The 26,823-nt window shown below is 44.5% G+C and carries 22 protein-coding genes; 15 read left to right on the forward strand and 7 right to left on the reverse strand.

Annotated elements, in window-relative coordinates; all coding sequences use genetic code 11:
- Window positions 1-113: 113 nt before the first annotated feature.
- Window positions 114-1,553 (reverse strand): GntP family permease, encoded by a 1,440-nt coding sequence (locus tag C232_RS0105090; protein WP_018661958.1) that lies wholly within the window; start codon window positions 1,551-1,553, stop codon window positions 114-116.
- Window positions 1,554-1,703: 150 nt separating this feature from the next.
- On the opposite strand from C232_RS0105090, the gene C232_RS0105095 reads away from it, so the two are divergent.
- Together C232_RS0105095 and C232_RS0105100 are read left to right on the forward strand one after the other, a co-directional pair.
- Entirely contained in the window at window positions 1,704-1,934 is a 231-nt protein-coding gene (locus tag C232_RS0105095) for a DMT family transporter (protein WP_018661960.1), read from the forward strand.
- A 155-nt stretch (window positions 1,935-2,089) separates the two neighbouring features.
- A complete protein-coding gene (locus C232_RS0105100) occupies window positions 2,090-3,841 on the forward strand; it encodes a DUF2339 domain-containing protein (protein WP_018661962.1) in 1,752 nt (583 codons plus the stop codon).
- A 168-nt stretch (window positions 3,842-4,009) separates the two neighbouring features.
- Here C232_RS0105100 and C232_RS0105105 read toward each other — a convergent pair whose 3' ends face one another.
- The gene (locus C232_RS0105105) at window positions 4,010-4,936 is read right to left on the reverse strand and encodes a 3-hydroxyacyl-CoA dehydrogenase family protein (RefSeq protein WP_018661964.1); all 927 of its coding nucleotides are present in this window, start codon (window positions 4,934-4,936) and stop codon (window positions 4,010-4,012) included.
- Between the two features lie 240 nt (window positions 4,937-5,176).
- On the opposite strand from C232_RS0105105, the gene C232_RS0105110 reads away from it, so the two are divergent.
- The 5 genes from C232_RS0105110 to C232_RS0105130 all read left to right on the forward strand — a co-directional run bounded on the left by C232_RS0105110 (window position 5,177) and on the right by C232_RS0105130 (window position 10,303).
- A complete protein-coding gene (locus C232_RS0105110; protein ID WP_018661966.1) occupies window positions 5,177-5,920 on the forward strand; it encodes a sensor histidine kinase in 744 nt (247 codons plus the stop codon).
- Window positions 5,917-6,621 (forward strand): response regulator transcription factor, encoded by a 705-nt coding sequence (locus C232_RS0105115; protein ID WP_018661968.1) that lies wholly within the window; start codon window positions 5,917-5,919, stop codon window positions 6,619-6,621. Before C232_RS0105110 ends, C232_RS0105115 begins: the two co-directional genes overlap by 4 nt.
- A 538-nt stretch (window positions 6,622-7,159) precedes the next feature.
- On the forward strand, window positions 7,160-7,960 hold the full coding sequence (locus tag C232_RS20200; protein WP_235801516.1) for a hypothetical protein: 801 nt from the start codon (window positions 7,160-7,162) through the stop codon (window positions 7,958-7,960).
- A gap of 64 nt (window positions 7,961-8,024) precedes the next feature.
- The gene (locus tag C232_RS0105125) at window positions 8,025-8,930 is read left to right on the forward strand and encodes an acetamidase/formamidase family protein (protein ID WP_018661972.1); all 906 of its coding nucleotides are present in this window, start codon (window positions 8,025-8,027) and stop codon (window positions 8,928-8,930) included.
- 11 nt (window positions 8,931-8,941) lie between these two features.
- The gene (locus tag C232_RS0105130; RefSeq protein WP_018661974.1) at window positions 8,942-10,303 is read left to right on the forward strand and encodes an APC family permease; all 1,362 of its coding nucleotides are present in this window, start codon (window positions 8,942-8,944) and stop codon (window positions 10,301-10,303) included.
- 185 nt (window positions 10,304-10,488) lie between these two features.
- Here the strand turns inward: C232_RS0105130 and C232_RS0105135 are convergent, their stop codons facing one another.
- Both C232_RS0105135 and C232_RS0105140 read right to left on the reverse strand, forming a co-directional pair.
- Window positions 10,489-11,967, reverse strand: coding sequence for a sodium:solute symporter family protein (locus tag C232_RS0105135; RefSeq protein ID WP_018661976.1), 1,479 nt, complete (start codon window positions 11,965-11,967; stop codon window positions 10,489-10,491).
- Window positions 11,964-12,167, reverse strand: coding sequence for a DUF3311 domain-containing protein (locus tag C232_RS0105140; protein WP_018661978.1), 204 nt, complete (start codon window positions 12,165-12,167; stop codon window positions 11,964-11,966). Before C232_RS0105140 ends, C232_RS0105135 begins: the two co-directional genes overlap by 4 nt.
- Before the next feature lie 226 nt (window positions 12,168-12,393).
- Here C232_RS0105140 and C232_RS0105145 point away from each other — a divergent pair, with 226 nt between their 5' ends.
- Window positions 12,394-12,996, forward strand: coding sequence for a class I SAM-dependent methyltransferase (locus tag C232_RS0105145; RefSeq protein WP_018661980.1), 603 nt, complete (start codon window positions 12,394-12,396; stop codon window positions 12,994-12,996).
- Between the two features lie 1,983 nt (window positions 12,997-14,979).
- Here the strand turns inward: C232_RS0105145 and C232_RS0105170 are convergent.
- On the reverse strand, window positions 14,980-16,653 hold the full coding sequence (locus C232_RS0105170) for an L-lactate permease (RefSeq protein ID WP_018661990.1): 1,674 nt from the start codon (window positions 16,651-16,653) through the stop codon (window positions 14,980-14,982).
- Window positions 16,654-16,864: 211 nt separating this feature from the next.
- Between C232_RS0105170 and C232_RS0105175 the strand changes: the two genes are divergently transcribed.
- On the forward strand, window positions 16,865-17,575 hold the full coding sequence (locus C232_RS0105175; protein WP_018661993.1) for a FadR/GntR family transcriptional regulator: 711 nt from the start codon (window positions 16,865-16,867) through the stop codon (window positions 17,573-17,575).
- Between the two features lie 185 nt (window positions 17,576-17,760).
- Window positions 17,761-18,951 carry an aminotransferase-like domain-containing protein gene (locus C232_RS0105180; protein ID WP_018661997.1) on the forward strand — a complete coding sequence of 397 codons (1,191 nt, stop codon included), beginning with the start codon at window positions 17,761-17,763 and terminating at the stop codon, window positions 18,949-18,951.
- 7 nt (window positions 18,952-18,958) lie between these two features.
- Here C232_RS0105180 and C232_RS0105185 read toward each other — a convergent pair whose 3' ends face one another.
- Both C232_RS0105185 and C232_RS0105200 read right to left on the reverse strand, forming a co-directional pair.
- Window positions 18,959-19,294: a YhjD family protein gene (locus tag C232_RS0105185; RefSeq protein WP_235801517.1), complete on the reverse strand. Its 336-nt coding sequence runs from the start codon at window positions 19,292-19,294 to the stop codon at window positions 18,959-18,961.
- Between the two features lie 761 nt (window positions 19,295-20,055).
- Window positions 20,056-20,970, reverse strand: a complete 915-nt coding sequence (locus C232_RS0105200) for an LCP family glycopolymer transferase (RefSeq protein WP_018662005.1) — start codon at window positions 20,968-20,970, stop codon at window positions 20,056-20,058.
- A gap of 262 nt (window positions 20,971-21,232) precedes the next feature.
- Between C232_RS0105200 and C232_RS0105205 the strand changes: the two genes are divergently transcribed.
- From C232_RS0105205 to C232_RS0105230, 5 genes are all read left to right on the forward strand, one after another.
- Window positions 21,233-21,817 (forward strand): TetR/AcrR family transcriptional regulator, encoded by a 585-nt coding sequence (locus C232_RS0105205; protein WP_018662007.1) that lies wholly within the window; start codon window positions 21,233-21,235, stop codon window positions 21,815-21,817.
- A 75-nt stretch (window positions 21,818-21,892) separates the two neighbouring features.
- A complete protein-coding gene (locus C232_RS0105210; RefSeq protein ID WP_026314487.1) occupies window positions 21,893-23,245 on the forward strand; it encodes a putrescine aminotransferase in 1,353 nt (450 codons plus the stop codon).
- Between the two features lie 300 nt (window positions 23,246-23,545).
- Window positions 23,546-24,913 (forward strand): APC family permease, encoded by a 1,368-nt coding sequence (locus C232_RS0105220; RefSeq protein WP_018662012.1) that lies wholly within the window; start codon window positions 23,546-23,548, stop codon window positions 24,911-24,913.
- 150 nt (window positions 24,914-25,063) lie between these two features.
- Window positions 25,064-25,234, forward strand: a complete 171-nt coding sequence (locus C232_RS19735) for a hypothetical protein (RefSeq protein ID WP_018662014.1) — start codon at window positions 25,064-25,066, stop codon at window positions 25,232-25,234.
- A gap of 351 nt (window positions 25,235-25,585) precedes the next feature.
- The gene (locus tag C232_RS0105230; protein ID WP_018662016.1) at window positions 25,586-26,698 is read left to right on the forward strand and encodes a hypothetical protein; all 1,113 of its coding nucleotides are present in this window, start codon (window positions 25,586-25,588) and stop codon (window positions 26,696-26,698) included.
- The last annotated feature ends 125 nt before the right edge of the window (window positions 26,699-26,823 follow it).

A 26,823-nucleotide genomic window follows, 5' to 3' on the forward strand; every position in this document is an offset into this window, starting at 1 on the left:
CTGGCTTTCTATATGCATAAAACGGAACGGTGCTAATCATAACATTTTATGAGCAGTTATGACGAAAAATTGATATCCCATACGTTTTTTCGTTCAGGAGGCGGCAAAACCGGTTAGACGATTCCAAACAAGGTATAGAGTGCAATCACAATGAAGACGGATAATGTTTTAATGATGGTGATCGCAAAAATATCACGATAAGACTGCTTATGCGTCAGGCCTGTGACTGCCAGCAGCGTAATGACAGCACCGTTATGCGGGAGGGTGTCCATGCCGCCGGATGCCATTGCAACAACGCGGTGCATAACTTCAGGCGGAATATGGGCGGCGGCAATCGCTTTGTTGTACTGGTCGGCCATCGCGCTTAATGCAATCCCCATGCCGCCTGAAGCCGAACCGGTCACACCGGCGAGCGTGGTGGTGGTCACAGCACCGTTAACAAGCGGGTTTGTAAAGGTATGGGAAATGCCATGGCTGATTGCTGTAAAACCTGGAAGAGCAGCAATCACCCCGCCAAAACCGTATTCGGCGCCGGTATTCATTGTTGCCAGCAGCGAACCGCCGATGCTGGCATTCAGTCCTTCTTTAAAGTTTTTCTTCACCCGCTTCCAGTCAAATGCAATTGTCGCAAGGATCCCGATGACGAGTGCCAGTTCCACAGCCCAGATTGCGGCAACGGCAGAAATATCGACAACGCCGAAAGCTTCAAGGCCGATTTTTGAAAAATCAAAGCCGTTCGGATACCATTGCGGAATATAGGTCACAAACACTTTATTCATGACTCCGACAAGAATCAACGGGACAAATGCGAAAATCTGGCGTGCTAAAGGTTGGGAATTTGAAAGATCAGGCATCGGTTCTTTTTCGGCAGTCTGGCCTGTTTCAAGTGCAGCAGCCGTCTCAGCCTTCAATCCGTAGTATCCCTCGCCAGCTTTTTCCGCTTTTTTGCGCCGGTATTCCAAATACAAAAGCCCGACAAGCAGGACAAAGGCGCCACCCAGCAGACCGAGTACCGGCGCTGCGTATATGTCGGTTTTAAAGAAAGCAATTGGAATCACGTTTTGAATTTGCGGGGTGCCCGGCAAAGCGTCCATTGTAAACGTAAAAGCCCCGAGTGCGATCGTGCCAGGGATGAGCCGTTTTGGAATATCGGCTTCCCTGAATAATTGTGCGGCGAACGGATAGATGGCAAAAACGGCGACAAACAGGCTGACACCGCTGTAAGTAAGAATCGCGCCCAGCAACACGATGGCCAATATCGCCCGCTTTGCCCCGATTAAGCGGACAATCGTCTTGGCGATCGACTCCGCAAGCCCGGACATTTCGACGACTTTACCAAAAATCGCTCCTAACAGGAAAACGGCAAAATAGGATTTGATAAAGCCGACCATTTTTTCCATGAAAACATTAGAGAAGAATGGAAGTACATACTCCGGGGCGGTTAGCAGCACAGCCAACAACGCACATATCGGCGCAAATAGTATAACAGAATACCCCCGGTAAGCCACAAACATCAATAGTCCCAAAGATAATAGAATAATAATGAGATCCATGTTCATTCCCCCTGCGGATTAGTAAGCGGTTACAAAATGAGCCTTTCCCCTTTCAGATATATGCTGTAGCACAACGATTTATAAGCAAAATGCATGCCGAAATTTTACGGGGGTGATAATCGGGAGAAATGTTGCGGAAAGGTTCATTAAATGGATGGAAGGTTTTGGAACGAAGGAGTAAAGATTGTCGGGGCAGGAAGTGCAGCACCTTATATTAATCTTCTTCCGGTTTGGACCGTGCTGCTTGGCATATTGGTGCTGCATGAACAAATCTCAGCCATTACGCTTGCGGGCGGTGTCGTCACCATTCTCGGAGCCGTACTTGCGAGCGTTGCGCCGCGAAAGTTACAAATGAAAAAGCAGAATGCAAAATCCTTTTGAAAAAGGAGTCATTCAGGAGCAATCACAAAAGCCTTATTAATCAAAAATCGCCGGGGTTGGCGGTTTTTGACTCTTGTTGAAAAAACGCAATAAAAGGAAAGGAAAAAAGTCCGGCGGCTGCGAATACAATGAGAAGAGGGCAAGGGGGGATGTAAGTGGAACACGATCGGATCAAACGATTGGAACTGAGAATTGAGGCTTTAGAAAAAGAAGTGCAGGCTTTAAAAGATGACCGCTTGAATCAAGAAAACAGGTATAAAAAACCGGAACCGGTCCTATCAAAAAAAACTGAGAATCAAACTGTTTCCCAACCAAAGCAGCCAGAACAACCAAAGCAGTCAGAACAACCAAAGCAGCAGCAGATACCGGAACCACCCGCCCGCCAGCACGTACCGGTGGACTGGGAGTACCGGATTGGACGGGTCTGGCTTCCACGAATTTTTATTTTCGTGCTGCTGCTCGGACTCATTTTTGCGTTTACGATTGTTGCTATTGCGGGTACGGACCTGATCCGGATCTTGATGGGGTACGGACTTGCAGGGCTTCTCGCCTGGCTGGGGGAAAGACAGGTCAAAAAACAAAGGGATGCGCTCGGAAAGGTGCTGTTGTCGGGGTCGATTTCGGTTGCGATTTTAACGACATTTGCCATGCACGCTTTATATGGCATGGTTCCGCCGGCCGCTGCATTTATTTTAAATATCATTTGGGTGTTGTTGGGGATTTATTTGGCAAAGCGCCACCGCTCAGAAGCCATTGCAATTCTGACGGCATGCGCCGGCTATCTCATCCCTTTTCTAGTCGAGGGCAGGGAGCACGCCGCCAATTTCGTCATTTGGTACGAAACGGTTTTTTATGCGCTGCTGCTTTTATTTGCGGTAAAGCAGGGCTATAGAAATTTATTGTATGCAGCAAGCGGTCTGTGGCATGCGGCCGTATTTCTCCTTTATATCGCCCTATTGGGAAGCGGTGCTGCTGATGGCGCTGCCTATTCCATTGTTCTTGGCGCATTGGCCCAGCATGTGCTGCTTTGCTATTTCAGCTTTTACCGCAAGGAGTTCGAGCAGGTAGTATTGCCGATGATGTTTACGAGTTTTACACTGACAACTATCTGGGCCTATATTTGCTGGGGCGTGCCTATTCCGCCATTCCATGATCACCAGGCAGATCTAAAACATACTTTATTTAACGTTTATTTGCTGGCTGTTGCAGCCGTTTATGGCTGGTTTGCCTACAACGGCTGGAAAAAGCAAATAAAAGACCAGCTGGCTGTTGCAGTTTCAATCAGTACGGTTAGCTTTTCTTTCCTACTGTATCAAATACTGCCACATGGCGTCCTGATCTTGGCTGTTTACCTGATTGCAGGATTATTCGCTATTTATTTGGGCTGCCTTTTCAGGGTGGCTGTTCAGCAGGTAATCGGGTACATTATTTTTATCCCCGCCGTTCTTTTTACGTTGACCATTGTTCGGATCCGGGACATACTCAGTCCTGAAACGGCGGTTTGGCTTGTATTCATCGGGACATTTTATGCCTTTTACCAGCTTACGTCTGCTTATTATGAACAACAAACGGGCTTCAGAAACTTTTTAATCGGCGCCAATGCGTTTATCCACCTTATGTTTATTACACAAGCGGCCAATGCACTTACCGGCGGCTGGTCTGTCAGCCTGCGGATGATGGTCCAGTCATTCGCCTGGATGATCTATGCAGTTTCCGGCATCGTAATCGGTGTCTTGAAGGATAAGAAAAGTTTCCGCTTTGCCGGCATGATCTTGCTGATGATTACACTCTGCAAATTAGTATTTGTCGATTTGTACACTGTAAATTTACTTGTCAGGACGATTTTATTTATCGGGTTGGGCGCAACAGGCCTGCTGGTATCACGGTTATTTTATGTGAAAAAATAATATATAAAATGAACAAAACATTGCTGCTTTGTTGCCTGCTGTAAAAAGCAGTCATCATGCAATTGACGCCTGGCCTTGATGTAAAAACTTAAGTTCATTTCATAACAGCAACATTTCTTCCGGAAGCAAACCGGGCTGCCCGCATGCATCAGATGGAAGCCCGGGATTTTATTTTATATCACTTTTTAAAAATTGAATCAGTACTTTTTCCCGTTTTTCGTTGATGGCCTTTGAAAAAGCATCATTCCAATTGTAAAAGCCTTCTCCCGTTTTATCTCCGAGTTTCTGTTCGCCAACAAGCTGTTGGAGAATAGCCGATTGCGCGGCGTTGCTGAGCACGGGGAATAAGTAGTCGGTAATCGCTTTTGCCACATCAAGCCCGGTCATGTCGGCAGATAAAATCGGTCCGGTTACTGGCAGACGGCGCCCAATTCCAAATGTAACGGCCGCGTCAATGTCTTCTTTCGTCGCCACGCCTTCTTCCAACAAAGCCTGGGCTTCGCGAAAAAGCGCAAACTGGAGCCGATTCCCGACAAAGCCCGGCACTTCTTTTTTGACTTCAATTGGTTTTTTGTTCATCTGTTTGATCAGTTTCATAGAACGTGCGACCGTTTCATCGCTTGTTTTTTTGCCGCGGACGACTTCAACGAGCGGCACAAGGTGGGCAGGATTCCAGAAATGCGTCACCACAACCCGCTCAGGATGCGCCAATTGTGCGGCAATATCGGTCGGCTTCAGTCCGGAAGTGTTGCTCGCTAAAATGACGGACGGCCCGCAAAGCCGGTCGAGCTGTTGGTAAAGGTCCTGTTTTAACTTTAAGTCTTCCGGCGCCGCTTCGATGACAAAGGTTGCGCCGTCTACGGCATCCTCCAAGGAAGTCATCGTTGAAATCCTGCGTTGAATTTCTGTTCTGTCTGCTTCTTTTATGATGCTGTTGTCAATCAGTGTGTCCAGCTTTTTCTTAATTCCAGAGAGGCCCCGTTCAATATCAGCCTGGTCCATCCCTTTCATTTTTACATCCATGTTTGCCCATGCCGCACACAAAGCAATCGTATGCCCCATCGTTCCGCAACCCAAAATTGAAACACTTTCCATTTTACACACCGCCTTTATTGTGAAGGTTTTCATTCTATTTTCAGTATATAACTTTTTGAAGTAGATTGTCTTTATCGGGGTTCTAAAGATGAAATTAAGAATAAAAGCCTAGTAAAATCAACGTGGTAGGGTTTCTAAGGGCCAAATAAGAAATTTCAAATTTATGATATAATTTATTTCATTGATTAAAACATTTTATTATAATAACTTTTTAAATAATTGGATAGGAGCAGCGCTGTAATGGATGAGTGGATTTTTACATTGCTGGTGATGTTGTCTTTGGGCGCACCAATTGCGGGTTATGTTGTTCTTTTGCTACTAGGCTTTTTGGATAAAGAATTGGATTATCTGCAACTGGAAAATAGAAAAATGGAAATGGAAAAGGAACTGCATCGGATTGAGTATTTGCAGCTCAACCAGCAAATCCAGCCTCATTTTTTATTTAATTCGTTAAATGCGATGTTATCGTTAAACCGGCTTGGGCGGGCCCGGGATTTAACTCATTCACTTGAAGAATTTTCAAAATTCCTTCGCTATAAATATACGGAAAAAGAATCGCTCGTCTCTTTTGAAAGAGAATTGAAATATACAAGCCACTATATCTCCATCCAGAAGATTCGTTTTGGAAACCGTTTGAAAGTGAACACACAATTTGAAGAAGATGCGAAACCGACTTACATGCCTCCTTATATGCTACAAACCCTTGTGGAAAATGCTTTTAAACATGGGCTTGAAAAACAGCCGGGGGATAAACAGCTAGAAATCTTGCTGAAACGGGAAGGAAATTGGGTCACACTGCTTGTTGCGGATAACGGGCCGGGTATAAATGCTTCAGATCCGGACGGTATGGGTGTAGGCCTTATGAATATTCGGAAACGGCTGGATTTAATTTATGATTTACGTTCAGAATTATCTGTGAAAAGAGAAGGCGATAAAACAGTTTCTATAGTGGTATGGCCATATACACCGGAGGGAAAAGTATGAATATTTTAATCGTCGATGATGAATTACTTGAATTGGAGCAGCTGGTATTTTTAATTCATCAGCGTTACCCGGAATGGAATTTGTTTGAAGCTGAGGACGCGGTACAGGCAAAAAGAGTGCTCAGCCAGCATTTAATCGATTTATCGTTGCTAGATATCCATTTGCCGGGGGAGTCTGGTTTAGAGTTATGCGATTATATAAGGGGAAACTATAAAACAGAATGCGTGATGATTACGGCGCATGCTGATTTCCAATATGCCCAACATGCGATAAAACTGCATGTGTTCGACTATCTCGTGAAACCAATTATGACGGAAGAATTATACCGAATGCTTGAACATTATATGAATCGTTATGGTTATGTAGAAGGGCTTTCCCTTGACATTCAGGGAGTAATCCGGGTGATTCGGGAGGAATACCGTTCGAAAATTAACTTGGCTGATCTTGCCGCAAGGGTTCATGTATCCCCAAATTATTTAAGCCGGAAATTTTCTAAGGAACTCGGCATGAGCTTTCAAGAATATTTGTTGACTTATCGAATTGAGATGGCCAAAGTATTTTTAAAAAAACATCCGGACTGGTCGATCCAAAAAGTCTCGGAAGAAACGGGATTTGCCACGATTAACCACTTCAGCCAGTCGTTTAAAAAGCATACCTGTGAAACCCCAACACAATATAGGGAAGGTAAATATCATGATTGATTGGTACCTCATTTTGTTTTTGTTTGCGGCTATGGTGGTTTTTAATTTGGAAAAAATTGCAGATCCTTCTGCCCGGTTTCAATTTCTTCATCCAAGCCAGAGGTTTGGTATTCAGCAAGGGATTGTGTTGATCTGGATATCGTTTTTTACGCAAACTTATTTAGTGATTCCCATCTACTGTACGTTTCATTTTGGTTATTTGTGGAGTTTGTTTTTTTTGATCTTATTTTTGTTTCTCACATTGATCTGCATTCACTATCTGCCATGGCATGTCCAAGAGAGAGGACAGAACTGCCCGGTATTATTAAAAGTTTATGAAAACAGGTTATCGCCGGCCGGGTTTAAACTGGGGTTTTTTCTACTGCTCATTGCAAATTTGGATGGTTTGATGTTGCAGCTATCTTTTGCAAGACGTATTTTTGAAATGAATTTTCAAATGTCTCCGGCCCTTTTTACTGGTCTCGCTGCATTGTTTTGTCTCATCATTGCCGGGTTGGGCGGGATACATGTGATGTACAGGACAGGCTATGCATTTCTATTGATTTGCGGATTTATCCTGCTTTTTGTCCCGCTTTTTTTCTTTTTAAGAGAAGGAATTCATCATATATATCAACATTACAGTATGGTGATCCCCCATACAAAAAATATGGTCTTGCTGGTTGCCGCTTTATTTATGGCCTTTATCGGTATGCTGTCAGTACATGTTTTTTTATGGCAGGTACTATGCTCGATTAAACAAAATTACCGGAATAGCACAATCAGGTTATCACTGCTATGTTTTTCCGGCGTTCCGCTCTCAATCATGCTCTATACTGTGTACTTAATGAGTAAATTCCGCATTTCCACTTTTACTGGGCTGGGTCATGCTATTTTTTCTTTCCCGCCTCCTTTTATACGGTCGATGATTATCATTGTTTGGCTTTTTAGTATCATGAATACGGTTATGTTCTCAGTTTACGCTTTAGCCGTTATGTTGGCTTTCTTATTTGAACGGAAGGCAATGCTTCAAAAGAGGAAAAATTTTTTTATCACCTTGTTGCTGATCGTTTCACTGTGTGTGCTGGTCCAATTTGGAATAGGGAGTAACGTGAAATATTTATGGAAAATTTATTTTCTTTATTACGTGGCCATCTCCCTTCCTTTTTATGCCTTGCTTGTCGGAAAAAAGAAGCGAACAATCTTGCTCCCGTTTTCCGTTCTTGTTGTAGCCATTTGTGGAGGAGCGACAGGTATTTTGTTGAGAAATTTTTACGCAGCGCTTGCTGTTACTGCTGTAGGTGCCTTTATTGTGGGATTGGCAGTAATGCTGACAAGAAAAAGTAAAGATTTAATAAAATAATGTCAAGATTTTATAAATGTTAATATTCTTAATACTTTAAGATATAGGTAAGGAGGTTAAATATATGACAAAATTACTCTCAAGGGAAAATTATATTTATGCAATGAGTGCAAAACATGAACCTGCTATGCGTGTGAAGTCGGGTAGTGAAATTGTTGTTGAAACGTACGATTGTTTTTTAAATCAGATTGATAGTGAAAAAACAGCCTACAACTCTATTGATTGGAACCAAATTAATCCTGCAACAGGCCCGGTTTATGTAGAAGGGGCAGCTCCAGGGGATATTATAAAAGTGGAAATCAAAAAGATCGAACTGGAAAAAGAGGGTACGATGGTAACCGGTCCGGAACTTGGTGTCCTGGGAAGTGAACTCACTGACTTTTCAATCAGGAAAATCCATGTAGAAAATAGTCATGCGGTGTTTAATGGAAAAATCAACTTCCCGTTAAGGCCAATGATCGGCGTGATTGGTGTGGCGCCGAAAGAAGGGGAAGTCAATTGCGGCACACCAGGGGAACATGGGGGGAATATGGATACGACTTTAATTACAGAAGGCGCAACATTATACTTCCCGGTGTTCCATGAAGGGGCTTTGTTTTCCTTAGGAGATGTTCATGCCGCTATGGGCGATGGGGAAGTTTGTGTTTCCGGTGTTGAAATTCCTGCCAAAATAACAGTTGCGTTAACCGTTATAACAGGTGAAGCATTAAGCACGCCGGTTGTTGAAAATCAAGAAGGGTTTGCGTTTATTGTTTCCAAGCCTACTCTTGATGAGGCAGCAGAGGAAGCAGTGAAGGAGATGGTTCACTACTTGGCAGAGCGCTCCGATTTGTCGGTTAGTGAGGTGACCATGTTATTAAGTGCGGCAGGGGATGTTCAAGTAAGCCAAATAGTCGATCCGCTTAAAACAGCCAGAATGTTTGTACCAAAAATGATTATCAATCAGCTTGGCATTACCAAAATATTTTAGGAGGAAATACAATGGCGGAACAAACAATGGCAAAAGCGGACCAGCAGCCGCTCTACAAACAGGAGCTGAAACGGTCCTTAACTTTTGGGGATTTACTTATTTACGGAATGGTATTTATGGTGCCGATTGCCCCGTTCGGGATTTACGGATCGGTTGCCCAGGGTTCGAATGGAATGGTCGCTCTTACCTATTTAATTGGCATGGTAGGGATGACTTTTACAGCATTCAGTTATGCGCGAATGTCTGAAGCTTTCCCGATTGCAGGCTCTGTATACTCTTATGCACAAAGGGGCATTAATGATTCAGTCGGCTTTATTGCAGGATGGCTGATTTTATTAGATTATATTTTCGTACCGGCTTTGCTTTATCTCGTTAGTGCTTCAGCGTTACACGATATTGTTCCGCAAGTGCCGATTATCGCATGGGCTGTTTTGTTCATAGCAATTAACACAGTCATCAATGTCCGAGGCATTGAGTTTACGGCAAAAGCAAACAAAATCATTGTTGTACTTGAACTAATTGTACTTGCTATTTTTCTTGCGGTTGGCATTGCAGCAATTGTAAAAGGTGTAAACGGTGCAGAATTTACGGTAAAGCCGCTATATGATCACAGCCATTTCAGCATGAGTGTTGTCATGGGAGCTGTTTCTATTGCAGTGTTAAGTTTCCTTGGATTTGACGGCATCTCCACACTGGCGGAAGAGACGACAGAAGGCAGCAAATCCATCGGAAGAGCATGCGTGTACTCTCTTCTAGCCGTAGGCGGATTATTTATTATCCAAACATGGGTTGCTGCCTTGATTTGGCCGAATTTTAACGCGTTTAAAAATCCGGACGTTGCTTTTTATCAGATTGCAGAGATAGCCGGCGGAACTTGGCTGAAAGTACTCACGATTGTCGCAACGGCATTCTCATGGGGAATCGCGAATGCGCTGGTCGCACAAGCAGCCATTTCACGGATTTTATACAGCATGGCTCGCGATCGTAAATTACCGGGTTTCCTTGCAAAAATCCATCCGAAATACAAAACACCTTATCTGAGCACGCTGCTGATCGCAATCATTTCTATTATTGTAACAGCATTTTTCTCATCACAGATTGGCAAACTTTCTTCAGTCGTCAATTTCGGGGCTTTATCATCGTTCTTGTTTTTGCATTTATCTGTAATGAATTATTTTATCAGAAAGAAAAAAAGCAAAAATTATGTTGCACATCTGCTGCTTCCGCTGATCGGATTTGCTGTTATTGCCTATGTGTGGATCAGTCTTGACCCGTTATCTAAGAAACTTGGATTTATTTGGCTGGCAATTGGTATTGTCTATTTGATCGTATTGAAATTATTTAAAAAAGACACGGCGTTAAATTTGGAATAGCACTCAATAAGCCAGGACAACTGTCATATACGACAGCTGTTCTGGCTTTTATTAAAAGTTGAGATTTTTAATACCCGCCCGCTTTAAATTACAACCACCCGGACTAATTTCTCCATATAATCCCGCATAAACACCTGCAAATCATACCCGCCATCATGAAGGCACCAATCATAGGTAACTCATCATTAACTATCCAACTCCATACCTGCTTCTCTTGCTGCCATAAAAGGGCGTGTTACCAGGCTTACGGTAACAAGGAAAAACAGATTCACGATCATTGCGATGATGCCGACATTTAAATCCTGTACCGGCTGGGGCAGAAACGGTACTAAAGTGCCAACCGTATGATTGGAAAGTGTCACATAAGCAACGGTAAAAACCCCGGTCGCAATGCCGGCAAATGCGCCATATTTTGTTACAAAGTTATGCTTCAGCAAGCTGAAAACAAAGGCAGGAAAGAGCTGGGTGACAAGACTGTATCCCATGAGCAGCAAAGCGACAATTGTATCCCCGCCGTTGATTGTGAAGTAAACAGTGATTAATGCTACGACAGGAACAAGAATTTTGGCGGCTGCTTCAACCTGCCTGTCGGATGCTTTTTTGTTTACGACTTTAAAAATATTTTTTGATAAAAGAGTTGCTGAACTCATTAAAATTAAGGAACCTGGAACGAGGGCTGTCAGTACGCCGGCGCCTCCGATGATACCGATCATCCATGGATCAAAAGTAGCCTTTGAAATTTCTAAAAGGGCAAGGTCGGTATCGGATCCTGTTAACCCGGGCACTTTTAAAATTGCTGCAAATCCGACAAAGAACACGAATAGCAAAACCAGGGAATAAAGCGGCATGATTATCGCATTTTTTCGAAATACATTCGCATTTTTGGCGGAATAGGAAGATCCGAAAGTATGCGGCCACATATAGAAACCGAGTGATGTCAGTAAAACCGTGGAAATAAACCACGAAGCGCTTTGCCCTGTTTCCGGAAGAGCCAGAAATCCCGGGCTTTTTGCGTTGATGGCTTCGAACATCGGCTGTATCCCGCCATAGTAATGAATAGGTAAATAAATGCCAAGAAACAATACAACGGCCAGAATCAAGAAATCTTTTACGACAGCTGTCCATGCAGAACCATGTATGCCTGAGATCATGACGTAGATGGTGACTGCAATCGCACCGATCCAAATCGCGGCATTTGGGGAAATGCTTCCGTAAGATGCCTGGGAGACAATTAGCCCCAGCCCTTTTAATTGCGTAATGAAGTAGGGGATCATTCCCAACACACCGACAAGAGAAACAAAGATACCCAAATAAGGGCTGTTATATTTCGATACAAAAAAATCTGACTGCGATAATAAATGGTGCTGTTTGGCGTATTTCCAAACCTTTGGAAGAAGAAAATAGGACATGATGTAGGCGACAGCACTGTACGAAATAATGTAGTAAGTGGGCCCGCCTTTTCCATATGCCCAGCCGCTGCCTCCCAGAAATGTGAAGGTGGTATAAATTTCACCGGCCATCAGGATAAATACAAAAATAGAACCGAAACCTCTTCCTCCAACAGACCATTGTTCCAAGTCCATTTCTTTTCCTTTTCTTGCCCGGACGCCCAAGGCAATGGACATCAGCAGAAAGGCGAAAATGATGAGCAAAGCAGAATTCATGCAAGTCTGTCCTCCTTCCTGTCAGGATCAAAGTGATAAACGATCCACATTATAGGCGAGGAAAGGACCGTCCACATCACTAGCCAAAAGAGCAGAAACGGCATGCCAAGGACAAAAGGCTTTACCTGATTAAAAAATACCGGCCCGCTGAAAACTCCGATAATTGGAAGAAGGGCAAGCAGTTTGATTGGTCGCGTCATAATCAGTCCTCCAGTCAAATTTTTAGAATAATATTTAAATATAAGAATCGTAATTAATATTTTAATAGTTAGAAAGATAATAATCAATGGTTAATTTAAAAAATGGTAATGTTAGGTGGATGCCTGGCATCTATTCGGAATTCCCCTTGTTGTGGGGGCACATTCCCTGGAGAGGAGGGCTTTTTTCGGAAAAATGTTAGAATGATTTATAGAAAGGATGGTTTAGATGGGCAAATGGTTTCCATACATATATGACTTCGGGATGAAACCGCTGGAAGCCAAAAGATTTACGGCGGTTAGAAAAAAACTTTTGCAAAAAGCAAGGGGGCGTGTGCTGGAAATCGGTTCGGGATCGGGCGTGAATTTTCCGCTCTATCAAGAAGTCCAGCAGGTGGATGCCATTGAGCCGAGCAGGGAGATGCAGAAGAAATCAGCGTCCCGTTTGCAGGCGGCGTCCGTTCCCATTTACTGCCACCAACAGACGGCGGAACAACTGGATTTTGCAGATCAAACTTTTGACACGGTTGTTTCCACACTTGTTTTTTGCACGATCCCCGACCCTGAAAAAGCGTTGAAAGAAATCCAGCGGGTCGCCAAACCGGGTGCTGTTTTTCTATTTTTTGAACATGTAAAAATGGAGCAGCCGCTGCTCGCCAAAACGCAGGACATGCTTACGCCGTTTTGGAAAAAAATATGCGACGGCTGCCATTTAAACCGCAACACGCTGGCTTTGATCAGGCAGGCGGGATTTCAGGTGAGGGAAACCGAAGAATTTTACAAAGGCTTATTTATTACCGCGGTATGTACATATGATGCGGATTGTCTATAGCAGATTTCTAAGAGATATTTAGATAAAAAAACAGGGCGAAGTGTTCAATAGAAGCGGCCTATTAGACAAGTCATTCATAGGTAGAATGAAAGCCCGCGCTTGGGAAAAACCTGTGCCCGTGGTCGTTCATAAGAGGAATGAAAGCCCGTGCCGGGGAAAAATTTGCAGTTATGGTCGTTCATGGGAGGAATGAAAGCCGTGCTGAAAGAAAAACAGTGCCCATGGTCGTTCATGGGAGGAATGAAAGCCCGTGCTGGGGAAAAACCCGCGCGCCTGGTCGTTCATAAGAGGAATGAAAGCCCGTGCTGGGGAAAAACCCGCGCCCGCGGTCGTTCATAAAGAGAATGAAAGCCGTGCTGAAAGAAAAACAGTGCCCATGGTCGTTCATGGGAGGAATGAAAGCCCGTGCTGGGGAAAAACCCGCGCGCCTGGTCGTTCATAAGAGGAATGAAAGCCCGTGCTGGGGAAAAACCCGCGCCCGCGGTCGTTCATAGGGGAAATGAAAGCCCGTGCCGGAGAAAAACCCGCTCCCGCGGTCGTTCATAAGAGGAATGAAAGTCCGTGCTGGGAAAAAACCTGCGCCCGCGGTCGTTCATAAGAGGAATGAAAGCCCATGCCGGAGAAAAACCTGCGCGCCTGGTCGTTCATAGGGGAAATGAAAGCCCGAGCCGGAAGAAAACCCACGTGCCCGGTCGTTCATAGGGGAAATGAAAGCCCGTGCCGGAGAAAAACCCGCGCCCGCGGTCGTTCATAGGGGAAATGAAAGCCCATGCCGGAGAAAAACCCGCGCGCCCGGTCGTTCATAGGAGGAATGAAAGACCGCGCTTGGGAAAAACCCGCGCGTCTGGTCGTTCATAAGAGGAATGAAAGCCCGTGCTGGGGAAAAACCCGCGCGCCCGGTCGTTCATAGGGGAAATGAAAGCCCATGCCGGAGAAAAACCCGCGCGCCCGGTCGTTCATAAGAGGAATGAAAGCCCACGCTTGGGAAAAACCCGCGCGTTTAGTCGTTCATAGGTAGAATGAAAGCCCGTGCCGGAGAAAAACCCGCGCCCGCGGTCGTTCATAGGGGAAATGAAAGCCCATGCCGGAGAAAAACCTGCGCGCCTGGTCGTTCATAAGAGGAATGAAAGCCCGCGCTGGGAAAAAACCTGCGCCCGCGGTCGTTCATAGGGGAAATGAAAGCCCGTGCCGGAGAAAAACCTGCGCGTCTGGTCGTTCATAAGAGGAATGAAAGCCCGCGCTGGGAAAAAACCCGCGCCCGCGGTCGTTCATAAGAGGAATGAAAGCCCATGCTGGAGAAAAACTCGCGCGCCCGGTCGTTCATAGGGGAAATGAAAGCCCGAGCCGGAAGAAAACCCACGTGCCCGGTCGTTCATAAGCCTGATGAACGCGATCACAGACAAAGTTTAGGCTCAAAATGACTATCATAAGCCCGATGAACGCGATCACAGACAAAATTTAGGCTCAAAATGCCTATCATAAGCCCGATGAACGCGATCACAGACAAAATTTAGGAACGAAATGACTATCATAAGCCTGATGAACGCGATCACAGGCAAAATATAGGCTCAAAATGCCTATCATAAGCCCAATGAACGCGATCACAGGCAAAATATAGGCTCAAAATGACTATCATAAGCCCGATGAACGCGATCACAGATAAAATATAGGCTCAAAATGCCTATCATAAGCGCGATGAACGCCATCACGGGCAAAATATAGGCTCAAAATGACTACCATAAGCCCAATGAACCCAAATCAAGTGAAATATACGAGTCTCATTTCGTCGTGTCCACTTTTCAGACTAACTTAAATATGGAGATTATCCATAACAGCCCGGGGCTTTTCAAAATTCCAGATTACCCGGCCATAATTCATAATGTCAGATTCCCCATAAAACCCCCCACCTGGCAAGGGATCCCTTAACCCACATAAAGCCACCTGCCCGTGTTGCCATAGGGCAGGTGGCTTTATGTCAGACGGTTACGGTACCATCCATGACAGTACATTTGATTGCAGGAATGTCAAAATGCAAACGACGAGGAGCAGGAACAAACTGTGTTTGACTGTAAAGCGCAGCAGTTCTGACTCCCTGCCGATTAGTCCGGTTGCGGCGCAGGCCACAGCAATTGATTGCGGGGAGATCATTTTTCCTGTCACCCCGCCGGAAGAGTTGGCGCCAAGTGCTAAAAGCGGGTTCATGCCGACAGATTGCGCGGATACCTGCTGCAGTGTACCGAATAAAACATTGGAAGACGTATCCGAACCGGTAATGAAGACGCCGAGCCAGCCGAGAACCGGTGAAAAGAACGGGAACAGGGCCGCTGTTTTTGCCAGCGTCAGAGCCAGGGTCGTAATCATGCCGGATGCATTCATCACATACGCAAAGCCGACGATAAACAAAATGGTTAAAATCGGAAACTTCAATTCTTTTAAAGTATCGAAAAACACGTGAAACCAGTCTTTCCAGGAAATGTTCAACAAAAACTTTGTCATGATCGCTGCGGCAAAAATTGCAGTTCCCGCTGTCCCCAAAAGGTCCAGTTTGTACATGGCAGCAATCGGGTCATTTGAACTGTTAATAATATGATTATTCAAAAATGGCACGTTCGGACTGAATGTTGCTGCGCTGCCAATTCCGTTTATTGCATTTAAAATTGCATTTCCGCCCGTATATTGTCCGGTGAGTGCAAGTTTGATTTGCGGAATGCCCCAAATTGTAATGAAAATCGTCAGGACAATAAATGGCGACCAGGCTTTGGCAATCTGGCCTTTTGTTTGGGATGCGGGCGCCGCTTCCACAGCCGCTGCGGCCTCCTCATGTTTAAAGTAAAAAATGCTTTTTGGCTTCCAAAATTTCAAAAACACTGCCAGAGTGATTAAAGAGACAAGTGCGGACAAGACATCCGGCAATTCCGGGCCCATAAAATTTGCGGTGAAAAATTGCGTGACTGCAAATGACAGCCCGGAAACCAGCAAAGCAGGCAGCACTTCCATGGCTTTTTTAAATCCTGCCATCACGATAATCAAGTAAAGCGGAATAAACATCGAAATCAGCGGAAGCTGGCGCCCGATCATTTTTGAAATTTCCAAAGCGGGCAAGCCGGTCGGGCCGGCCATCGCGATAACTGGTGAACCGATCGCGCCGAACGCAACCGGCGCCGTATTGGCAAGCAGGCAGATCCCTGCAGCATAGAGCGGGTTAAAACCGAGACCGACGAGCAAAGCAGCGGTAATTGCAACCGGCGCGCCAAACCCGGCGGAGCCCTCCAGAAAAGCGCCAAATGAAAACGCAATCAATAAAGCCTGCAATCTTCTATCCTCTGTAATTGAAACGACAGAGTTGCGGATCACATCAAACTGGCCGGTTTTCACGGTAAGTTTATATAAGAAAACAGAATTGACGATGATCCAGGAAATCGGGACCAACCCGTAAACAATTCCCTGTGTAGCCGACATGACCGGCAATGCAGCAGGCATCTTGTAAACGATTACAGAAATAGCCAAAGCAAGAAGCATCGTAAAAAAACTGGCAAGATGCGCTGCAATCTTTTTAATTGCTAATGCCCAAAAGAAAAACGCAATGGGCAAAACAGCAATCAAGGCGGACCAAAATAAGTGGCCGTGGATCGGAATAAAATTTTGTACATAAGTCAAGATCATACACTCCCTTTGTTTGTTTCTCACGAATATCCCCATATTCGAGTTTTTGATGACAATATGAAAATGTCATCAGATGACAAGGTTTACATGTTAAAAAGTATAAGTATAATAGAAAGAAAATACAATAGATTTTTCCATTTTATTTGCTATTTTTTTCACGGCTCATAAGGTAAAATTGTTACAAATGGGGATTGAGGGGAAATCAATGGAATTTAAAAAAATCAAGCCAAAAAAAATTTATGAACAAGTGGCAAATGAAATCATTGCCATGATTGAACAAGGGGAATTAAAGCCCGGGGACAAACTGGATGCAGTTCCGCAGCTTGCAGAAAAATTTTCTGTTGGACGCTCGGCAATAAGGGAAGCGCTTACGTCTTTGCGGGCGCTTGGCTATATCGAATTAAAACAAGGAGAGGGAACATTTATCCGCAGTTTTGACGTACGCAACCTTTCTTATCCGATCTCCCAGGCCATATTAATGGATAAAGATGATATTGAAAATCTTTTGGAAGTCCGCAAAATTTTAGAGTCCGGTGCAGCTGCTGTGGCAGCGGAAAAGCGCGCAGCATCAGATTTAGCGGATATGCATGATGCCCTTCGCGAAATGAAACGGGCAACGGGGAACGAAGAACTGGGGGAACAGGCGGATCTTGCTTTCCATCTCGCCATTGTCCGCGCTACGCAGAATCCGCTTCTTGCCCGATTGATGAGCCAGGTCTCAGATACGATGGTCAAGGCAATGAAGGAGACACGTAAAATGATGCTGTATTCCAACCCATCTACATTCGGGGTCCTGTATGAACAGCACGAGCAGATATTGAAAGGAATTGAAACCCGCGATACGGAAAAAGCCAGGCACGGGATGCTGGACCATTTGCAATTTGTGGAAAAGCATTTGAAAACGTACCTGGGATAAAATTCGGAAAGCCGGACTGCTGAAAAGGTAACCGGGCATCTCCGGTAAGCATCGTCCATTTCATCTTTTTTCATTCGCAGGGGATGTGCACGATCCTCCGCGCATACCATATAAATAGGATATACACATTTTCTGTGACCCTGTTTGATATGCCCGATGACAGCGGAGGAGAGTGAGGTGCGGCAGTGAACCATGTGTTATCCGATTTGAGCGGGAAGATAAAAGAAAATGCCATTGATGCTTACATGGACAGCATTCAGACATCTGCAGCAGATCCTGTTTATTTCAGTGTGGGGATGCCAAATGGCGCCATGATTCCGAAAAAGCCTTTGCAGGAATGTATGAATGCCATTTTTGATACGGGGCCGCCCGGTTTATACCAGTATTGCGGGGCCAAGGGGTTTGAGCCATTCCTTTCAGTCATTGCGAAGAAAGAAAATATTCCGGAAAAGTATGTCATGGCGACCAACGGAAATACACAGGGGTTTGACCTTGTTTGCCGTATGCTGCTCAATGAACGGGACGGTTTTGCAGTCGAACAATATACGTACTCGATTGCACTATCCGCCATTCATCAGCACCAGCTGCAGGCAGTTTGTATTCCGCTTGAACATGATGGCATGGATGTGGATTTTTTGGAAAAAGCCTTACAGGAAAAGAGTTTGAAAGCGTTATATATTATTCCAAATGCTCAAAATCCAACCGGTGTAACAACGTCCCTTCAGAAAAGAAAAAGAATAATTGAACTGGCTTACCAATATGATTTTACGATTATTGAAGATGACCCATATCGGGATTTGCTGTTCCATGATCGCCCTCCATCTTTATTTGAACTCGACCCCATGAAAGAAAAAGTCATTTATTTGTACAGCTTTTCTAAAATAATTGCCCCTGCCATGAGAACCGGATTCATTCTTGCCCATCCTTTTTTTCTTCAAAAACTGGAGCAGTTCAAGCAAGTACAGGATGCGTGCACATCACCGTTCAATCAAATGCTTGCCGGTACTTTGATCGCCTCAGAAGCCTGGCCGGCAACGCTGGAAAAACAAAAACGCTTCTATGAAAAAAGAAAAGCGTGGACCAAACAATTTCTCCGGCACATGAATGAGACGGAACAGTGGACAGCTGTTGAACCGGCCGGCGGGCTGTTTTACTGGGCCGATGTTGGGAAAAAAGATGTACGGGAGTGGATGGGGATTGCTGCAGAAGATGGCGTGATCTTTGTACCGGGGAATGCATTTACAATGGAGGAAACGCCAAGCACGAAAATCCGCCTTTGCTTTGCGTTTTGCAGTGATGAAGAAATGGGTAAAGGATTTATGCGCCTTGAGGAGAGCTTCCGGAAATGGAAAAATATCCGGACGGGGAAAGGATGACGGCTCTTCAGCTGTTTAGCAGATAGTTTGTTACCCGTTCTTTCACCCAATCAGCTGCAATCGAAGGGTGGTATCTTCTCTCAAAACGCCATCCGCGCACAAACACGGTATAGTCCAAGTCGCTTCTTTTATAAAATTTCATCTGCTGCCGGCCTGTTTCCCGTTTTATGCTGTATAAATCATGCGACAGGCGGGCCAGCATATTTTCAATTGCCCGGATGTACGGCTCCTTGAATTTTATAGCGCTTGCTTCAATGGCTTTTTTATCCCAGGCCAGTGTTTTTCTGGCTAGCGGCAGCAGAATAAACGCATCGATGAGTTGTTCTTCTCCCTCTGTTAACATTTGCGGCAATAGACTCACCCCCGTTCTATGGTATGCAAACATGTGTTCCTTCAAGACGAAATTTTTCCGGGAAAATTTGGGGTCTGGTGAGGCAATTGGTATAATGGCATCATTAAAATGAATCGGAAGCGGTGTTCCGGTGAGAAAAGGAATCGATCCAATGGACAGACATGATGGAAATTTTGCAAAAGGATGCCTGATCGGAATGCTTTTGTCGGTTCCGGTATGGCTGTTCGTTTTATGGATGATCATGAAACTTTTTTGACCGCGAAAGGATACGGTTTATTACCGCCGGAAGAAGGATTTTTGCAGAAGAATACCTAGCAGCAAGGATACAGAAATTGGTGATCGGCTCGCTCTAAACCTACGCAAGAATGGCTGGATGTTTATTGTTCACAAAAAAGCGGTGAGACATTCCAAATGGGATATGTTCACCGCTTTTTCGTTCTTCTTTTTAGTGCCTTCCTTTGTATGGGGTAAGCGTAATATGTTTTGCTCCGGACAGCACCGGGTAATGTTTAAAATACGAACGGCTTTATGCCGGACATTGTGTAAAAGGCATAAAAACCAAGCCGGGAGGAGGATTCAGCATGGATTACAACAAAGACAAAAAAGGCGACTCGCAGGAACAAAAGGAAAAACAGCATCACAACAAGGATATTGAACCGGAACGGGATCCGGTAAAACCTCAAGAAGAAAATAAATAAGGGATTCGGCCCTGCTGTTGAAACGCACAATCAGCAGGGCCGGACCCCTTTTTCTTATTTTTCCATATTGATGACCATGTTGTGGACCTTTTGGCGTTCTGCTTCGCTGACGTTTAAATAATAAACGCCGCCGATTTTTCCGCCTGTGCCGGCAACTTCATAGTCTGTTGTATTGTTGCGGCATTCACGGTAATTCATCGCAATGTCTTTCATATCTGTAAAAGTAAGGTTTGTTTTAATATTGTTTTGGATGGCAGCCAGGATTTCCTGGTAACGCGAGAATGACTGGATCGTGGCCGCTTTGTTGATGACAGCCATGATGACATCACGCTGGCGCTGGTTGCGTCCGAAGTCGCCCTGCGGATCGAGATGGCGCATCCTCACATAACCAAGCGCTTTTTTGCCGGTATCCAAGGTGATATTTCCTTTTTGGTAGTGGTAGCCTTTCTGATAATAGCCCTCATCGTGCCAGTCAAGTTTATTGTTAACCGTAACGCCGCCGACAGCATCCACAAGGTCGGACAGGCCTTCCATGTTAATCCGGATATATTGGTCCAGATTTAAATTGGCAAATTGGTTGACAGTTGCCAAAGACATTTTCGGGCCGCCGTAAGCATAGGCAGCATTGATTTTGTTCATTGTTCCTTTCCCGGCAATTTCAGTTCTGGTGTCACGCGGAATGGAGATCATCTGCATCGCGTTCTTTTGTGGATTTAAGGTAAGGACGATCATGGTATCGGAACGCCCGACATCCCCTTTCCGCTCATCCACACCGAGAAGCAGGATAGATATTGGTTTTTGGGTTTTAATTTTCTCGGTATTTTCTTTTGAAGGCTTGACAGATTTGCCATCGTACATATTATCTGCGGTTTTTTGCACAGAATGGTAGACATAATAAACCAGCCCGCCGCCTCCGATTACGAGAATCGCAAGGATGATCCCAATCGTGATTAAGATTTTCTTTTTCATTTCTTCGTCCCTTTTCTGAAATTTTTATCTATTTATCAAACAGTTTTTACCTATTCGTAATCTTACCATTTTCTATGAAAAATGTTAATGATGTTTTATAGTTTATCCAGGTTGAATTCACTTAGCCGCACCTGTTTTAAAAAAAGTGTAGCTTTTTCTTACAAAACGGAAGACAATAAATAGGATAGGGGTTAAAATAAAAACAAGTTCATATTATAGAAAAATGAATGAACTTCAGTCATTTTAATGCGGAGGTTGTGGATTGGAAAAGGCAAGGAATGAAAAGTATGAACGCATTTTAAAAGCAGCCATTGACGTCATCTCAGAAAAGGGAATGGAAAAGGCATCCATTTCTGACATTGTAAAAAAAGCGGACGTGGCACAGGGGACGTTTTATTTGTATTTCCGCTCAAAGAATGCTTTGATCCCTGCAATAGCAGAAAACTTGTTGACGTATTCTTTCGGAAAAATCAAAAAGCGTTCCCATGGAAAGGATGATTTCTGGGATATTTTGCTCGTCATGATCGACCAAACGTTTCAAACCACCAAACAATATAAGGATGTAATTGTTCTATGCTATGCTGGTTTAGCATTCGAATATTCGATGGAAACGTGGGAGACGATTTATACGCCTTACTACCGGTGGTTTGAAGGCATTTTAGCAAAAGCGGCCGAAACGAAGCAAATTATTCCGGTGAACGTGAAATGGCATGCCACGATGATGATCAACTTAATGGAAAATGAAGCGGAAAGATTTTATATTGCAAACGACACAGGCAGCACGCTGGAAGGGGCAAAGCTCGAACTTTTCCATTTCTTTAAAAGATCACTTGCTTTACGCATCTGATCTTTCCTGCGGCAAAATGACTGATGTTCATTCATTTTATTTAAAATTAAGGGGAGTGGGAAAATGAGCCATGCGATGGATGTAAAAACAAAAGGGCAGGATCTCCACAAATACATGGAAAAGGTATTGGGCTTAATTGAAAAACCGGAAGTAACCGAAGAAGAAGCAAAGTGGATTACGGCGGAAACCGTGAACGGCTTCAGAGAATATGTTAATCCGGGATTTTTGGAATACAGAAAAACTGTCACATTGGATACACAGTTTGCAGCTGTAGAATGGTCTGACAAGGGCTCATGCTTTCAGGATGTGAATGGAAAACAATATATTGACTGCCTCGGCGGTTTTGGCATTTACAATGTCGGCCACAGGCATCCGAAAGTGGTAAAAGCAGTCGAATACCAGCTTAAACGCCAGGCCCTCCACAGCCAGGATCTGCTGGACCCGCTCCGTGCCATTTTGGCGAAAATACTTGCGGAGATTACGCCCGGCGATCTAAAGTATTCGTTTTTTACAAACAGCGGAACTGAGAGCGTTGAAGCGGCATTAAAACTTGCAAAAATGTACAGCGGGCGCACGACATTTGTTGCGGCAACGCGCGCGTTCCATGGCAAGAGCCTCGGTTCGTTGTCCGGCACGGCCAAGGGAATGTTCAGAAAACCTTTCTTGCCGCTCGTACCGGGATTCCGCCATGTTCCTTTCGGCGATATAGATATGATGAGAACAACATTTGAAACATGCGCGCTTGTTGGAGAAGACGTAGCTGCCGTTCTTTTAGAGCCGATCCAGGGGGAAGGCGGGATTATTTTACCGCCGGATGGCTATCTGCAGGAAGTCCGCGCGCTGTGCGATGAGTATGGGGCACTCTTGATTTTGGATGAAGTGCAAACCGGAATGGGGCGTACCGGCAAAATGTTTGCTGCTGAACTGTACGGCGTGGTACCGGATATCATCTGCCTGGCGAAAGCATTTGGCGGCGGAATTATGCCGGCCGGTGCGGTTGTAGCAAAAGAAAAGGTATTTAAAAACCTTTTTGACAACCCGTTCATGCATACAACGACATTTGGCGGCAACCCGCTTGCCTGCGCGGCTGCCATTGCGACCATCTCCGTACTCCTGGAAGAGGACCTTCCTGCACGCGCAGCGAAAGTTGGGGATTACTTTCTTGCCCGCCTGAAGGAACAGGCAAAAGGCCATGAGGATAAAATTTTTGAAATCCGCGGGCAGGGCCTGATGATCGGAATTGAATTTCAAAATGACGTAATCGGTTATAACTTTGCTAAAGGCATGTTTGATGAAGGCATATTGGTTGCCGGCACACTGGTCAACTCGAAAACGATCCGCATCGAGCCGCCGTTAACGATTGCAATAGAAGAAGTGAATCAAGTCATAACTGCATTTGATCAAGTACTTGCTGAACTTGAAGTATAACCAGGATGTAAGCTTGCCCGTAACGGCCAGGCAGAGGAGCTGGCGGGGGAGAATGGTTTATCCCCCGCCTGTTGTTCAGCTGCAGGTCTTTTGGCAGGCTTATACCAGATTTGCGACGAAACAATCCGGCGCTCTTCATTTGCGTTAAAATAACAGAAAATTTTTATGTTAGGTAATTTTACAAATATAATGAAAGAAAATATGCAGTTTCGTACAATTTGATCAATGATAAAAATTTGTCCTTTTCGTGAGGAAGAGATTACGTGAATAGAAAAATGACCTAATCTTGGAGGAATGATAATGGAAAAACAAGCGGTCACCCTAAAACGCTCATTAAGCTTATGGCAAATTGTGCTGCTTGGAGTCGGATATATGACCCCGATGGTTGTATTTGATACATTTGGAATTACTTCTGAAATGACTCACGGGCATGTTCCGGCAGCCTATATATTAGCCTTGGCCGCCTTGCTCTTGACCGCCGCCAGTTATCAGAAAATGATCCAGGTGTTTCCAACCGCAGGCTCTGCTTATACATACACACAGCATGCGATAAACCGCCATCTTGGTTTTATGGTCGGCTGGGCCGCGTTAATGGACTATTTGTTTTTGCCTATGGTGAATGCCCTAATCTTTAAAATCTATTTGAGTGCCTTTTTCCCAGCTGTGCCTTCCTGGATTTGGGTTTTGGAATTTGTGGTGCTTATCACGGTTTTGAACTTGCGCAGCGTAAATTTTACCGCAAACTTTAACACATTCCTGGTTGTCTTTCAAATTGCGATTATTTCCATGTTTGTTTTCATTTCAGCCCGCGCACTGCTCCACGGAAAAGGGACAGGGGAACTGTTTTCTGTTCATCCGTTTTATTCAAGCGGGATGGATCCGTCGTTGCTTGTTGCCGGGTCTGCAGTGTTGTGCTTTTCCTATTTGGGATTTGATGCGGTTGCCATGTTATCCGAAGAGACGAAAAATCCGAAAAAAACCATTCCAAAAGCCATCTTCATTACTGCATTATTGGGGGGCGTCTTGTTCACGGCAGCTTCGTACTTTGCCCAATCGGTTTTTCCAACAGTTGCAAACTTTAAAGATCCGCAAGCGTCGTCACCGGAAATCGCCATGAAGATCGGCGGCACAGCCGTACAGATGATTTTTCTTTCAGGCGGAATTGCCGGAGTGGTTGCTTCCGGGGTATCATCGCATGCGAGTGTCGCCCGGCTGCTCTATGCAATGGGAAGGGACAATATTCTGCCAAAGAAAGTGTTCGCTTATGTGCACCCGAAATTCCGGACGCCTTGGTTCAATATCCTATTAGTCGGTTTCATTTCCTTAAGCGCCATGTTCTTCAGCCTCGGAACCGCAACTTCATTTATTAACTTCGGCGCTTTAGTCGCGTTTACATTTGTCAATTTATCTGTGATTGCCCACTACGCATTCCGGAAGAAGAGGCACCGCACTGCAAAGGGGTTTTTTTCCTATGTGATCATGCCTGCCATCGGTGCCGCCTTTATCGGTGTATTATGGCTGAACCTGGAGCGCAATTCATTTTTACTGGGCATCACATGGGCAGTCATTGGCTTTGTTTATCTTGTTTTTATCACAAAGGGATTTAAAGTCAGCCCGGCTGTGATCGACTTTCCCGCGGAGGACGATGTACGGACCCAGACGCTTTAAGACTCCGGAAACGGTTTTAGAGACAAGCCTTTCCCTCAGTCATTATAATTGGTTTTACAACAGGTTTTGGGGGAGGTTTGTTTGGAACAAGCCTTTCCTCAATAAAAGTAATTGGCGCAGCCACCATAATTCAGGAGGATTCAACCCGTATTGGCTGTTTTCAATTTTAAAAAAATACGCCGGGATTTTGCTCTTCATCCGGGAGCAGCCGTACTGGGAAGGCAAGAGTTTTTGCGCAAACATAGATACCCGCCAAACATAGAACCGAAAGCTGTTGAAGATGTACTGGAACAGGCAAAGCAGCAGGCAGCGAATATGTAACCAAGCGCCTGTCATCTCCTGTAACTTGCCCGATTTCATTTCGGTAGGATGCGGGTGGTGGAGGTGTGATTTTTATTATAATAAAAGTTGTCAGAAAATCTTACGGGTTTAGTGCATTAAATTTTGTCTTTGCTATATTCATAGGTAAAGGCAGTCTTATAAGAAAATTCTGTCCTTATTCAATAGAATCCGGATATCGTTTAGGTCGGGATCAAGTGCCTATGAAACTCGAAAAATAGTGAATAATTGAGAGATTTGAACTTATTGAAAGAAAGCCTTTTAAAAGAAAGTATTTCCCAATGGTAAAAACTTTTCTCTGCAGTTAAAGTCCGGATAAAAGGGCTTGCCTTTTTGAAAAAAAACCAATTAGGCGAAATCCTTCGTTTAAAGGAAAAAGAAAAAGCTTCCTTAAAAAAGCCGGAATTGTTCACACGGGTGATAGCGGCCATTGATGATAAGGAACTTCCATTTATTTACATAAAATATGCCCAGGATCTTGCTCTTCACCCGGCAGCAGTCGAAAAAATGCTGGGTATTTCTAAAACTGAGCGGCTAAGAAGGACAAAGGAAGGCAAACTTGCGGTTGAATGCTATGCAAGTTTTTATAAATGGGGAAAAACATTGGAGTACCCGTTGTATGAAGGATATTCGATCCGCCTCATCACACAAGCGGAAATCAATGAATGGAGAAAGCAACATCAGTTAAAAATTGAAGAAAAAAGAAAACTGGCTGCAAAAAAATCGATTGTGACCAAAAAGAAAAATGAGCAAATGCGTAAACATTTCTACAAAGAAGAGTGGAGAAAAATGCTGTCGGACTGGTTCCGCATTGACGGCCAATTGGGCGCAGCACTGCAACTTTGCTTCTGGACAATGTGGGCAAGCCGCTGGGCAAAAGAATGCCAGGTGAAAGCCCGGCGTGCAAGAACAAAAGTCCATGCCTATGAAGCAAAGAAAGAGATGTTTTACCAAATGAAAAATCAATCACTGCGGCGGCTGATCCGGACGCCTTTTGCCATTCTCTCGTTTTACCGCCCTGATCAACCTGATAAGATTGTACACCTGAATTTTTGCACGCGGCATTTTGAATTATGGATGAATGAAAAAGAATTTGATTATGTGACCAAACGGGATTTTTATGAAGAAAATAAAACAGCAATATTAAAATGCCCCCAGTGCCATGTTGAGAGGATTAAAGACTACTATTCCCTCTACTATCTCACCGTTGGACACGAATCATTGCAGAACGGCCATTTTTCTTTCCATACACCATACCCGGTTGGCACTGCGTTTTTCCCGGGTAAAGAAACCCTTCCGCGTGTTAAACATGAGGAAGGTGAAGGTTTGTTCCGATTTGGCAGGACTTTGGCTGAAGAAGAAAAAATTATTTTCAATGAAAAAGAAGTAATCAAATACTTTCAAGAGGCCACTTTGAAATTTGATTTATATTTTCCAGACAAATAATCAGCTTCAGCTAATCTTCCTCAGTAAGTCACACCCATGAGGAATTTTACTTAAAGTGGAACCGCTTTTTTCTCCGGGATAGCGTTCATCAGGGGGATGAAAGCCATTTGAGGTAACTTTTTTCT

The organism is Heyndrickxia acidiproducens DSM 23148, assembly GCF_000374345.1.
Lineage (GTDB): Bacteria > Bacillota > Bacilli > Bacillales > Bacillaceae_C > Weizmannia > Weizmannia acidiproducens.

What these genes read in the sequence shown, in the direction of transcription:
- C232_RS0105210 (WP_026314487.1), top strand. Translation starts at nt 21,893, where the DNA reads ATGGATGTAAAAACAAAAGGGCAGGATCTCCACAAATACATGGAAAAG.
- C232_RS0105110 (WP_018661966.1), top strand. Translation starts at nt 5,177, where the DNA reads ATGGATGAGTGGATTTTTACATTGCTGGTGATGTTGTCTTTGGGCGCA.
- C232_RS0105115 (WP_018661968.1), top strand. Translation starts at nt 5,917, where the DNA reads ATGAATATTTTAATCGTCGATGATGAATTACTTGAATTGGAGCAGCTG.
- C232_RS0105220 (WP_018662012.1), top strand. Translation starts at nt 23,546, where the DNA reads ATGGAAAAACAAGCGGTCACCCTAAAACGCTCATTAAGCTTATGGCAA.
- C232_RS0105090 (WP_018661958.1), bottom strand. Translation starts at nt 1,553, where the DNA reads ATGGATCTCATTATTATTCTATTATCTTTGGGACTATTGATGTTTGTG.
- C232_RS0105105 (WP_018661964.1), bottom strand. Translation starts at nt 4,936, where the DNA reads ATGGAAAGTGTTTCAATTTTGGGTTGCGGAACGATGGGGCATACGATT.
- C232_RS0105140 (WP_018661978.1), bottom strand. Translation starts at nt 12,167, where the DNA reads ATGACGCGACCAATCAAACTGCTTGCCCTTCTTCCAATTATCGGAGTT.
- C232_RS0105185 (WP_235801517.1), bottom strand. Translation starts at nt 19,294, where the DNA reads ATGTTAACAGAGGGAGAAGAACAACTCATCGATGCGTTTATTCTGCTG.
- C232_RS0105130 (WP_018661974.1), top strand. Translation starts at nt 8,942, where the DNA reads ATGGCGGAACAAACAATGGCAAAAGCGGACCAGCAGCCGCTCTACAAA.
- C232_RS0105125 (WP_018661972.1), top strand. Translation starts at nt 8,025, where the DNA reads ATGACAAAATTACTCTCAAGGGAAAATTATATTTATGCAATGAGTGCA.
- C232_RS0105095 (WP_018661960.1), top strand. Translation starts at nt 1,704, where the DNA reads ATGGATGGAAGGTTTTGGAACGAAGGAGTAAAGATTGTCGGGGCAGGA.
- C232_RS0105145 (WP_018661980.1), top strand. Translation starts at nt 12,394, where the DNA reads ATGGGCAAATGGTTTCCATACATATATGACTTCGGGATGAAACCGCTG.
- C232_RS0105200 (WP_018662005.1), bottom strand. Translation starts at nt 20,970, where the DNA reads ATGAAAAAGAAAATCTTAATCACGATTGGGATCATCCTTGCGATTCTC.
- C232_RS0105135 (WP_018661976.1), bottom strand. Translation starts at nt 11,967, where the DNA reads ATGAATTCTGCTTTGCTCATCATTTTCGCCTTTCTGCTGATGTCCATT.
- C232_RS0105175 (WP_018661993.1), top strand. Translation starts at nt 16,865, where the DNA reads ATGGAATTTAAAAAAATCAAGCCAAAAAAAATTTATGAACAAGTGGCA.